This window comes from Psychrobacillus syltrankelensis, from assembly GCF_055454035.1.
Genome location: NZ_CM144227.1, coordinates 2,821,129 through 2,833,560, shown reverse-complemented (window position 1 = coordinate 2,833,560; position 12,432 = coordinate 2,821,129). Strand labels below are relative to the sequence as shown.

The following is a 12,432-nucleotide window of genomic DNA, read 5'->3' as shown; positions in this document are numbered from 1 at the left end:
AATCATTCCTCCCTTTTCTATTATTTTCATAATCCTCAATCTATAAACATAGTTTTAGTAAAACTTATTGTTATGTTCCTTTATTATTTCTTCAATATAATTTTCTACATTAGGTTGTATTTTTGCTCTGATACCTGTAAGAGCGATCAATTCATATCTTTTCACCTCTGCATTCTCATAATACCTCTCAATACATTGATTTATTAATCTAATCTGATAGTCCGAAACTGACTCTTGTACCGATCTAATATAACTATCTGTTAGTGGATATTTGTCTTTATATCGCATATCAGTTCTTAATCTCATATAGAATGTATTTCTTGTCATTTTTATTATTTTTCCCGCTTGTTTCTCATATGTAGACCAATTGTTAAATATATTTCTAGCTTCTTCAAGGTACATTAAATCTTTTTTTTGATTAATTTCATCGCTACATCTTATTGTCCCTCTTTTTGAATCTGTGCAGTTTTTTTCGAACCACTCTCTATCTCTCGCTCTCAACCTTTGATAAAGTTTACTATGCTTATGCCTCAATTCTGTCCGTGAATAATTAGGATATTTTTTTAAAATTTCAATCCAATTCTCTCTATCCACTTTTCCTTGTTTCTTTCTTTCCTCATTTATTTGTTTCTGTCTTTCTCTCTTTTCAATCTCAAGAAATCCATGTCCTTTTTTAATAATATTGCGTACTGTATTTTTACTTTGTTTTGTTTTTTGAGCTAATTCTTTAGTGGTTATTCCTTTACTTACTAACGTATCAAATTCTCTTTCCCAAACCTCCCCTTTCTTTTTAACCCTACTAGAGAACATATTTATACTGAGAGGATCATTTTCGCCAGTATTTAATGTATAAGTGAATCCACAACTACAAATAAAGTCGGCTTTAAACTTTCCAGTAAAATTATTAAAAGTAACGTCAATTTCTGAAATAACTTCCTTTAAATAGTGTTTGGACAACGGATTCATGCAAATCCATGGGCCACTTCCAAACGGTCGGTATTGCGGTTCAGTATTAATAAATTTCTCAACAGATTGACCTAAAGACATCATAAGTAATACGTGTCTAATAGGATGAATATGCCTTATCCTTTCTATACTTAAATATGATAACCATTTGTTTTTTCGTGGATTAGAGTTAAGAATATCCAAAGTTTCTTCACTAAACTTTGAATTTATTAACTCCCCTAGTTTCTTTTTAAAACCTGATATTGGAGTTGCAATTCCCGCTATCTTGATAAACTCAAAATATTTCTCATATAGTTGTTTGTAATTAAATTGTTTCACTTCGTTATAAAAGAAATATTCAACATTCGATGCTATATCTATTAGTTGCTCAGAAGTTTTATCTCCAAAATAACTTTTATCTGATTTTTCGCCCAGAGTAGGCATAATAAATTTATTTAAAGGATTTTTTACAATATTCACCGGTGATTCATTCAACATAATACCGTGTTTACTACAAACCAATATCCCTGGTAATTGAAAAATTCTATTCCAGTAGCATTCTCCATATCTATCTATACTTTCCCTCAAACACTCGCTACAGTAATGTAAATTTTCTTTTAAAGGAACATCCCATTTATACTTTTTTTTACTTTTCATATAATTTTCTAAAGCATCAGAACTACTGTGAAATGTATTGTTGATGAAAGGTGCATAAAATGGCGAGGGCGTGTGTTTATTTAAAAAGTATTGCAAAGTATACTCATCTGAAAAATGATTGATTTTTGATACAAGAAGTTCTATTTTAGTAATATATTCTTCATTTAACATAGGCTTTTCGATACCAAACAAGTCCATTAATACAGAGTTTTTGGACAATATCCCGACATGGTTGGCATATCTTGCAATGATGCTATACATAGTTTCATTTTTATATGGGCGAGGAAAATAGCCTATCATATACAAAACTCCTTATAATTATTAGTAATTAATCAATAAAGTCTAAAATTTTATAGTATTCAGATATTTTTGTGCATACTTCTATTTTTCTCTAAACAACTTTGCGTTTTTGAATAACAATCCACATTGATGGTTTGTTTGTATTAAATAGGAGAATGGATTAAGTAAGACTCCCTCCATCAGCAATAAAAGGGCTTGATTAACCTTAAACACACTAAGAGGAAATAAAGTTCGATTGTTTAAAATAAAGCTTGATAATTTGTAAAAAAGCTTAATCGAAAAACCTGTGTTGATATGCAAGCCCTTCTCTTTCAGCAATCGTGTAGAACAACTTCTTTAAGAAGATTGGATATCTATGTTAAAATTTAGAAGAGATTTTGAAGATTGTACTCAAACTAACGACGCAGAATTGTTTAACAAGTAAAAGAAACCTTGTATATCAATTATTACAGCATCAACGTACATATTTGCCAAAAGGTAGGTTGTAATCTGATATTCCTTTTTGGTAATTTCAAGTTAATATATTTACTATATATAGTATCACACAAAATTCTTTAACACCATATACAGTGTATAGATGAAGCGCGAATTATTCGATGGTTAAGTAAAGACATTATAGATATATACAAAGAAGTTATAGGGAGTAAACAGGTAGACGCTAAATCTAGAAAATATGAGATCCATTTATATACTCTAGCTTCACATGATTATCGATTAATACCCGGTAAAAGTTATGAAACATTGAGCATTGAAGAGATTTTAGAATATGCTATGGTAATCGGATATTTAAATAATGAAGGCTTTCAAGAATTATTAACTAAAGTAGATGACGGGGAGTATTACAGAGTGATATTGCATGAAAGAACTGCAAGCTTGGTGGGCGCAGTGTTGGATGGAGAAAATGAAGAAGTACTCGAAGACCTCAAGAAAGCGTTAGAATTTTTTTACTTAAAGTTTGGTTGTTTGGGAAAATGACCAGATATTAAATTTGTACTTTTTATTCGTGCAGTATTTTTAGCCTAGAGACATAAACAAACGTTTCTCCTCTTGATGAAATAGGAAAGTCTAAACAAATAGTAATTTCTAAACAAATAGTAATACAAGTAAAAAAACGGAACGTCTTTCTTTCTAACGATAGGTGGTTTATAACCTGTGAATGGATCTATACAACTCATTCCATTACTTAGCATAGCAATCAAATTCATCTTATTACTCATCTTAAACTTGGGCATCGGAGCAATTGGCTTTATTCCAAGTTTCTTTGTTACCGCTATCAATCTCAATTCCCTTGGTTTGATACTTGGTTCCATTCTCACATTTATCGGAGAAGTTTTTGGTGCACTCATCGGTTTTCACTTGTATCGTTGGGGCTTCTCTAAAGTTAATTCTGCATGGATAAATCGTTCTATTTTCAAGGTTATAAAAAATAGCTCTCATATTCATGTGTTTACACTGATTATATTATTTCGAATCCTTCCATTTGTGCCATCCGGTTTAGTTACCTCAGGTGCTTCTATGACTTCAATTAGTGGAAGGCGTTTTATGATTGCAAGTTCAATTGGTAAGATTCCCGCAGTTATCCTTGAAGTCGCCGTTGTATTTGGTCTTCTCCAAAAAGTATCAATGAACTACCTTTATGGATTTATGATCTTGTTATTTGTTACGATCACTCCTTTTTGGCTTAAAGAGAAAATGAAAGCCACTGGTCGTTGATAGAGTTTATAGAAATAATTCACTTGTCTTCAAAAATAATTAAAGGCCGCCGCCAAAGTCATGTTAGCTTGACTTTGGCAGTAGCCTTTTTGAAATTCAAAATTCATTTCATCAAATTTCTTACATGCTCATTTTACGACATGCTTCCGCACACAGTTTGCATATTTCTTTTACGAACGTGCTGTTTGAAGTCATTGCTTTTACCGCAAAGGCACAAACATCAACACCTGCACAATCCAATCGGATGCAGTCGACCAGTATCTTTAGATGTTCTTCATCAAAGCACGTGTTACAAGCCTCTAGACATTCCATACAGGATTTCACACAATCTTCATATTTCGTATTCATAAGAAACACCTTCTCCGTATAGTTACCCTGAAGAACTAAGTGGTGCAAACCGAAAAATAAAAACTCCTAAAAAACCTTAATTGTGCTAATTTCTTTCTTTTAATAGTTTGTTATTTAATACATATCACACATACCTTACTCTACCTTCACTTGCCCCATCATTCCATTATCTTCGTGTTCAAGGATATGACAATGAAACATATAGACGCCTTTGTTATCAAATTTAACAGCTAATTTTATTTTTCCTCCAGGTTGTACAGCTACAGTATCTTTCCATCCTCGTTCATTTTCTGGAGGTTCAACCCCATCGATTGAAACAATTTTAAACTGTGTTCCATGAATATGAACTGGATGAGACATTCCCCCCATCATATCTGGTTTATTGTAAATTTCCCATATTTCTGTGACACCTTGTTTTTGCGTGAAATCAATTCTCTCCATATCGAATTTTTTACCATTGATCGTCACATCAGTTCCCATTCCTGCAAATTCTAGCTTTTTAGATACAGGCAATTTTCTTTCTTCTTCACTTACAGCAAAATCATTCAAGTTTTCTGGTAAATTGCTTGAATCACCAAGCTGATCATTAATTTTAAATGGCAATAGAATCGTATCATCCTCATTAATTAAAGCAACGTCGCTAGATGAATCATAGTTTGAAAAATCCACAATGATTTCTGCACGTTCAGAAGGTGTTAAAGTAATTTCATTTAATGCTATAGGTTTATTTAAAAAACCACCATCCGTGGCTACTTGTACGAAGGAATCTCCTGTATTCAATTTGAAAGTGAAATTACGTGCATTGGATCCGTTTAAAATACGTAGACGTACCTTTTCCTTATTCACGGTAAGCTTCGGATTTAGTGTTCCATTTATTAATATTGTATCTCCAATTGTTCCATCTTCGTTTTTTGCTTCTTGGTAGTTTAATTGTTTCATCTCATCAAATTTTTTATCTTGTATAATCAATGGTATATCATTTATACCATAATCATTTGGTAAGCCTAGGTTTTTAGAGTTTTCATCCTCAATATAGATTAATCCTGCTAGCCCTTTATAAACTTGTTCAGATGTTTTTCCTTCAGGATGAGGATGAAACCATAATGTTGATGCTTCTTGGTTAACTTTAAACTCTACAATTTTTGAGTCGCCAGGCTTTAAAGTTTGATGAGGTCCTCCATCTCCTTCTCCAGGTAATTCTAATCCATGCCAATGAAATGTTGTTTCTTCTGATAACTCATTAGTAGTCCTAATCTTTATTGTTTCTCCTTGGTTCACTCGAATTACCGGGCCTAAGAATGAACCGTTGTATCCAAACGTCTCTGTTTGGTACCCATCAAAAACTTCAGTATTTCCTTTCTGTGCTGTTAAATAGTAAACAAGTCCTTCGTCATTGTCATTTTCATGTTCTAGTACCGGAGGAATCCTAAGATCGTTTTCTCCAGTGGAATCATTTAATGTTAAAGGATTATTATGACTCATATGAACGTTTTCCATATCACTTCCCGTTCCATCTTCCATTCCATCATACGTCATATTTGAGTGATCCATATTTCCACCTGTATTAGTATTTTTCGCACTACAGCCTCCGATGAGTACAATACTCAACGAAAGATAAATTATCCATATTTTTAATTTCATTGTATTTTCTCCTTGAAATTTATTTAATACAAATGTAGTGTAACAATTAAATATGAAAAATTTATGGATTTAATTCAGTTCTATTTTTTACCCCCCCAACGTATTGTTAGTTGAGGTGTTTTAATATGCAAAATCAAGGACGAATTATTTTCGGATTAATTTTACTATTATTTATATCACCAATGATCGTAGAGATTTTTAGTAAACCTCAACAAGTAGGGATTGCCGAGAAAGCTGAAGAGAAACAAGCCGTCGTATATGCAGCGGCTGAAAATCAAAACATTGATAATCTAGAACAAATTGAACCGAAGAAAGCTTTGTTGCTATTTACACATTCACAGGAAGCATTTGTACCAATCGTAAAAAGTGAAAATGGTCAAACGGCGGTATATCATCCAACCTCCAACATTATGGCATTTGAAGATATTATTAAAAGTTACTTTAGCTTTAATTCCATAGATACAGACTTTTTAGCTGTCGACACAATGGAGGAAATGAAGAGAACAAAACGTAAATTTTCGGAAGCCTATAATGTCGTACGCCCTTTTCTTGCAGCTCAAATTAAAGAAAATAAGTATGATTTGATCGTTGATTTACACAGGGACTCTGCAACTAGGGAGAAAACAACGCTTACTTACAATAATGAGACTTTTGGTAAAATCTATTTTGTAGTAGGGGAAGATCATCCGAACTATGTTTTGAATAAATCCTATGCCCAGCACATCTCCTCCCATTTGAATGAATTGATTCCTGGAATATCACGTGGGGTTATTGGGAAAAAAGGAGACAATGTGGACGGTATCTACAATCAAGACCTTGCTAAAAATATGGTTTTAATTGAGCTTGGCGGAATCGAGAATACTCAAGAAGAAATTAATCGTACGATTTCTGTTCTTGCAAAAGCAATTTCAATCGTTTTACAAGATCAATCTTCCCAAAACATTGCTTTAACAGATAGTGGGGCTTAAATAAGCTTGATTTTTATCAAATAGGGTTTTAGATACAAAATTATAAAAATGCACCTTGAAGTTTCTGCTTCAAGGTGCATTTACTGTTAAACATTAAATTTTAACTTAAAAGAATATTAAAAGGACATAGGGATGACAGATCATTGCTATTTGTTGCTTTTTATTCCTACGTGAAAGGTCATATTAACGTAAATCATATGGAATAATATTTTAAAATCGAATGGATTAAATTACTTTTTCCCATGCCAGTAATAATCACTTAAAACATCTGCAAAAGCTTCGGTAGAACGATGAAGTTCTTCTACCGTATTATCTACTCCCCCAATTTCCACAATAATTGAGTTAGGAGAAATATCTTGATTATAGACTCCATTTCCTTGGCTACTACCCTTTTGAATGATTCCTTTTGATAGTCCCGGATATTGAGTATCAAGAATTGTTTGTAGCCCTTCTGCAAACATAAGATTCTTTTCAAAATCTTCATGCCCGGTACCAACAACAAATATTAAACGGGCATAATTTGATCCATTCATTTCAATAGTAGTAGAATCCTTTCGCAATGAATCTCGATGAACATCTATAAAAAATTCTAATTCATTATTTTCTTTACTTGCAGAGCGTACCTGCTCTCCCGAGATAATATAAGAACTGTTGAAGTTTAAATCTTTAGATTCTAGTACTTGAACGATGTCTGTTGAATCCACTTTCGTTCCTACTCCTCTTCTCTCCAATGCTCTTCCAAGCATCTTGCCTACTAAGGTAATATTTGCTTTCGAGTGGTATGCTTCTTCTGGATTATCTGTATTTTTTAAATATGGAAAAAAAGATTCTCTGTTATGAGTATGATAAATATAGATGACTTTTTTTCCAAAAGTTGAATGAAAAGCTGAAATTTCTTTTGGCGATTTCATGTTTTCAAAAATAGCATCTATATTCTTTATAGTAAGTTCCCTCTCCTTAAAGAGATTATCCATTGTAGGCTGGAATTCATCTCTTTCTTGTGGTTCCAAACTAATTTTCAAATCGGTATCTACACTGGACGTATCAAAAGTAGGATCATTTAATTCATCAAATATTTTAGGATCATCACTTTTCATTGACTCCAAATCAAAATTCAATAAAGAATAAATTCTATCCAAAAGGGTATATTCTTTATCCTTTTCAGGCTCATAAAATAATGTCATCCATAAGACAGTAATTAGCCAGACTAAAAATAGTAAAATCGACAAGTACAGAAATAAAATCCTTTTCTTTGTTCTATTCTTTTCATTTTTCTTGAACCGTGGAGACATTCCGCCCCTCCTATATTTTTACTAATATATTTTATATTTTTTTGAAAATATACAAGTAATTAGAGTATCCTTTTCGATTAACGCTATAGTAGCGTAACAAATATATATGAAAAAAATATGGACAAGAAAATAGAGTTTACAAATTAAAGAAAGAAAGAAATAAATAGCACAATTATCTATATGTTAGACCGTTTCGCTCTAAAAGAAATGAAATTTTCTATTGATGAACATACTTCAAATAAATAAAAATTGACCCACCTAGGTGGGTCTTCTCTCAGAATTTACTTCTCAAGTTTTACTCTTTGTAGACGTAATGCATTTAATACAACCGACACGGAGCTAAATGCCATAGCTGCACCTGCTACCCATGGTGCAAGTAAACCTATTGCAGCTATTGGAATACCTAACGTGTTATAAGCGAAGGCCCAGAATAAATTTTGCTTAATATTTCTCATTGTTTTATGACTCATAATAATTGCATCCGCAATACTATTTAAATCTCCTCGAATCAAGGTAATATCTGCCGCTTCCATCGCAACGTCTGTTCCTGTTCCGATTGCCATGCCGATATCTGCAACTGCCAGCGCAGGGGCATCATTAATTCCGTCACCAACCATTGCGACCCTCTTACCAGTTTTCTGAAGCTTTTTCACTTCCTCCGCTTTTCCTTCCGGAAGTACTTCTGCAATAACACTGTCAATTCCAACCTCTTTGCCGATTGCTGTAGCCGTACGTCGGTTATCACCTGTTATCATAATGACTTCAATATTCATCTCTTGTAAACGTTTAATAGCTTTTTTAGAAGTTTCTTTAATTGTGTCTGCTACTGCTATTAACCCAGCATAATGGCCATCAATACTAGCCAACATGGCCGTTTTCCCATTAGCCTCTAATTCTTCCATCTCAGTTAATACATTGGAAATATCAATATTATACTGGCTCATAAGCTTTCGAGTTCCTACCAATATTTCTTTTTGATCAACGATTGTTTTAACCCCATAACCTGGGATTGCTTCGAATTCTTGAATGGAATTGAGTTGTATACCTCGTTCTTGAATACCTTGAACAATTGCTTCAGCAAGTGGATGCTCCGATTGTTTTTCAGCGGCACCTATTAAAGATAAAAATTCCGCTTCATCTACTCCATCTTCTACAATAACATCTGTCAATTCTGGCTTACCGTTTGTCACAGTTCCTGTTTTATCTACAATGACTGTATCAATATGGTGGGTAGTTTCAAGATGTTCGCCACCTTTAAACAAAATCCCAAACTCTGCTGCGCGTCCAGACCCAGCCATAATCGATGTAGGAGTCGCAAGTCCAAGTGCACAAGGACAAGCAATAACAAGAACAGCAATCAAGGCTTCTAGTGCTGGGGTAATCTCCCCTGGATTGACCCAAATAATCCACACTAAAAAGGTGATAACAGCAATGCCAATCACAATCGGTACAAACACGCCAGAGATTTTGTCGGCAAGTCTTTGAATAGGTGCTTTAGAGCCTTGTGCGTCTTCCACCACTTTAATAATTTGGGCAAGAGCAGTGTCTCTTCCGATTTTTGTTGCTTTCATTTTAAGAAATCCATTTTTATTAATTGTTGAACCAAATAATAAATCTCCAATGGTTTTATCTACTGGAATACTTTCCCCTGTAAGCATTGACTCGTCAACAGCAGTATTTCCTTCCATCACATCACCATCAACTGGAATCTTTTCACCAGGCTTCACTAAGATAATATCTCCCGTCACGACTTCTTCGAGAGGTATTTCTATTTCCGTTTCATTTCGGATAACTAATGCTGTTTTTGCCTGTAGTCCCATAAGCTTCTTGATGGCTTCAGATGAGCGCCCTTTCGCTTTCGCTTCAAAAAGTTTTCCTAATATAATGAGCGTAATCAGAACTGAGCTCGTTTCAAAGTACAGTTGGGCTGTATGATGCTCACCAATAGTTATAATGGCTTGATACACACTATAAAAATAGGCAGCGGATGTTCCCATTACGACGAGCACATCCATATTGGCACTTTTATTTCGCAACGCTTTATACGCACTTACATAAAACTGTTTCCCAATGATAAATTGGACAGGTGTTGCGAGCGCCATTTGCACCCATGGATTCATTAGAAATTCCGGCATATAAATAAACGAAGTAAACGAAAAATGTCCGACCATGGACCACAACAAAGGGAGCGACAAAATAGTCGAGATGAAAAATTTTCTTTTTTGTTTCTGTATTGCCTGCTCACGGTAATCTACCGCGTCCTTCTCGTTCTCCTTGTTATGTGCCCCGTAGCCTAACTTCTCTACCCGTCCTATAATATCTGCAACGGAAACTTGAGAAGGGTTATATTCTACTGTTGCATTTTCGAGTGCCAAGTTGACATTCGCCAAGGAAACTCCTTCTAACTTGTTGAGGCCTTTTTCTATTCTCGTTGCACAGGCAGCGCATGTCATTCCAGTAATGTTAAACTCTTTTTTCTCCTTTGCAACGCCGTATCCAAGATCTTGAATTTTCTTTTCAAAGTCTTTATCACTCAGCTTTTCAGGATTATATTTTATTAAAGATTTTTCAAGAGCCAAGTTGACGTTGGCTTCTTCCACACCATCCATTTTATTTAACCCTTTTTCAATTCTTGTTGCACAGGCTGCACACGTCATTCCAGTAATTTGTAGACTTGTTTCTTTTATTTTGCTACTCATTTCATTTTCACCTCTTCTTCTAATACTACTAGGGGGTATAAATTAACGAAAGAAATAGAGTGCTTATATAGCACTCTTACTTACCTACTCACTTACTTATTCTACTTCATATCCCTGGTCGTCAATTGTTTCTTTAATTTTACTTAACGTTATTTTTTCTTGATCAAAGGCTACGTCGACTTTACCAGATTCTAAATGAACTTTCACTTGTTCAACGCCGTCTAACTTACCCACACTACCTTCAACTGAACTCACACAATGGCCACATGACATTCCTTGCACTTGTAAAGTAACTTGATCTACCATTTTACATTCCTCCTATTATTTTCTCATTAGTTTTTGAATCGTAACTAATAATTCATCAAGAACCTCATCGTCACCTTCAGCTAATCTGTCCACTACACAGCCTTTTAAATGTCCTTGTAAAAGGACTTTCGCTACACTATTTAAAGCTGACTGAGTTGCAGAAAGTTGTGTGATAATATCGTCACAATAGACATCTTTATCTACCATTCCTTTTATTCCCCGAATCTGCCCTTCAATGCGGTTTAATCGATTCGTTAAATCCTTTTTTACACTTTCGGTATGATGACTCTTTCTACAAGACACGTCAGATGTGATTGTACCCTCTTCCATTACATTGTCCAACTAAGCAACCTCCTGTCCTTATTTCTATAATACAGTACCCGCCAGGGGTATGTAAAGAATTATGTTTTAATGTAGATATACAACATCCTTATTTATATTCCTAAAACCTCTAATTCACAATAACCTGACCAACCATCCCAGATTCTTTATGTCCAGGTACTGTACAAATAAATTCATAAACTCCTGAATCGATAGGGGTAAACGTTAATAGCTCCTTACTTTTTCCTTTGGCATGAAGATGTATCAAATTATCTTCTGTCCCATGATTATGTTTGGATTCGTTATTACTATTAAGAGTTGGTATTTTCATTTCAATATCATGCTCGATTTTATCCTGATTTTCAAGAACCAGGGTGATTGGTTGATATTTTTCTAAAACAATTTCTCTTAATGAGTACTTCATATTTTCAGCTTGAATTGTAATAACTTGTGACTCATTTTCTATCCTATTCTCCACGTTATTAGAATGGTTATTATGATATTGTGAAGATGCCTTAGATATTAAACTCATTTGTTTTTCGGCTGATGTAATACCTCCTACAAAATAAAAAATAATACAAGTTGCTAGGATGACTGGCTTTAATAGCCATATTTTATTTTTTATCTTTTGATTTTTATTGTGTGGTAATAAGGTAAATAAAAAGATTGTAGAGATAGACATCAATAAAAATATTCTTATTAAACTAATTGATTGTTCCTCGTTTATCATTTCTCCTAACATCGCACCCATCATGCCGCCCATCAAACCAGCCATTAGACCTTCTAAAACAGCTAATATTCCAAAATAGCCCCCACATAATGAACCAGCCAACATTCCAATAGCCATTGACAGAATTGTTGAGAGAAATAAGTTTCCTTGAAATGTTACACCTAAAAGAACACCTGCAGTCAACCCAATATCCATACCAAAGAACATAGAAGTGATCATCCCTTGCATGGGATTAAATATTTTTTTCGATATTCTTGCTAATATAACGATTATAATAGTTAATACCACAAGCGACGCTAATATAAACAATTGATAGTACCCCATCTATCCATCCTTTTTGCAAATTTGAAAATCCTATTTTCCAATACTCTAAATTATATTTCATACCCCTTTACGGTATGCATGCCATCCAAGATTAATTTAAAAAACTTTACTTTAAAACGAAATATCGTAATTTCCCCATAATTCATACATATTCATTGTTTACACTAATTACAGAACCTTAACTAAAT

Annotated in this window: 11 protein-coding genes; 3 read left to right on the top strand and 8 right to left on the bottom strand. The window is 33.8% G+C overall.

The features are described 5' to 3' along the window. Nucleotides 1-54: 54 nt before the first annotated feature. Nucleotides 55-1,902 (bottom strand): TnsD family Tn7-like transposition protein, encoded by a 1,848-nt coding sequence (locus ACTSKG_RS13775; RefSeq protein ID WP_464755130.1) that lies wholly within the window; start codon nt 1,900-1,902, stop codon nt 55-57. 741 nt (nt 1,903-2,643) lie between these two features. Between ACTSKG_RS13775 and ACTSKG_RS13770 the strand changes: the two genes are divergently transcribed. Together ACTSKG_RS13770 and ACTSKG_RS13765 are read left to right on the top strand one after the other, a co-directional pair. Beyond that, nucleotides 2,644-2,877, top strand: coding sequence for a hypothetical protein (locus ACTSKG_RS13770; RefSeq protein WP_464755129.1), 234 nt, complete (start codon nt 2,644-2,646; stop codon nt 2,875-2,877). 177 nt (nt 2,878-3,054) lie between these two features. After that, a complete protein-coding gene (locus ACTSKG_RS13765; protein WP_464755128.1) occupies nt 3,055-3,615 on the top strand; it encodes a TVP38/TMEM64 family protein in 561 nt (186 codons plus the stop codon). A gap of 120 nt (nt 3,616-3,735) precedes the next feature. On the opposite strand, the gene ACTSKG_RS13760 is transcribed toward ACTSKG_RS13765, so the two are convergent. Beyond that, entirely contained in the window at nt 3,736-3,963 is a 228-nt protein-coding gene (locus ACTSKG_RS13760; protein ID WP_464755127.1) for a four-helix bundle copper-binding protein, read from the bottom strand. A 135-nt stretch (nt 3,964-4,098) separates the two neighbouring features. Then, nucleotides 4,099-5,604 (bottom strand): multicopper oxidase family protein, encoded by a 1,506-nt coding sequence (locus ACTSKG_RS13755; RefSeq protein ID WP_464755126.1) that lies wholly within the window; start codon nt 5,602-5,604, stop codon nt 4,099-4,101. Nucleotides 5,605-5,729: 125 nt separating this feature from the next. Here ACTSKG_RS13755 and spoIIP point away from each other — a divergent pair, with 125 nt between their 5' ends. Next, on the top strand, nt 5,730-6,572 hold the full coding sequence (gene spoIIP, locus ACTSKG_RS13750; protein ID WP_464755125.1) for a stage II sporulation protein P: 843 nt from the start codon (nt 5,730-5,732) through the stop codon (nt 6,570-6,572). Nucleotides 6,573-6,802: 230 nt separating this feature from the next. Here spoIIP and ACTSKG_RS13745 read toward each other — a convergent pair whose 3' ends face one another. From ACTSKG_RS13745 to ACTSKG_RS13725, 5 genes are all read right to left on the bottom strand, one after another. Continuing rightward, a complete protein-coding gene (locus ACTSKG_RS13745; RefSeq protein WP_464755124.1) occupies nt 6,803-7,864 on the bottom strand; it encodes a stage II sporulation protein P in 1,062 nt (353 codons plus the stop codon). A gap of 281 nt (nt 7,865-8,145) precedes the next feature. After that, entirely contained in the window at nt 8,146-10,563 is a 2,418-nt protein-coding gene (locus tag ACTSKG_RS13740) for a heavy metal translocating P-type ATPase (protein WP_464755123.1), read from the bottom strand. A gap of 96 nt (nt 10,564-10,659) precedes the next feature. Continuing rightward, nucleotides 10,660-10,869, bottom strand: coding sequence for a copper chaperone CopZ (gene copZ, locus ACTSKG_RS13735; RefSeq protein WP_464755122.1), 210 nt, complete (start codon nt 10,867-10,869; stop codon nt 10,660-10,662). A gap of 15 nt (nt 10,870-10,884) precedes the next feature. Beyond that, nucleotides 10,885-11,199 (bottom strand): metal-sensing transcriptional repressor, encoded by a 315-nt coding sequence (locus ACTSKG_RS13730; protein WP_464758034.1) that lies wholly within the window; start codon nt 11,197-11,199, stop codon nt 10,885-10,887. 121 nt (nt 11,200-11,320) lie between these two features. Continuing rightward, nucleotides 11,321-12,244: a plastocyanin/azurin family copper-binding protein gene (locus tag ACTSKG_RS13725; protein WP_464755121.1), complete on the bottom strand. Its 924-nt coding sequence runs from the start codon at nt 12,242-12,244 to the stop codon at nt 11,321-11,323. Between the last annotated feature and the right edge of the window lie 188 nt (nt 12,245-12,432).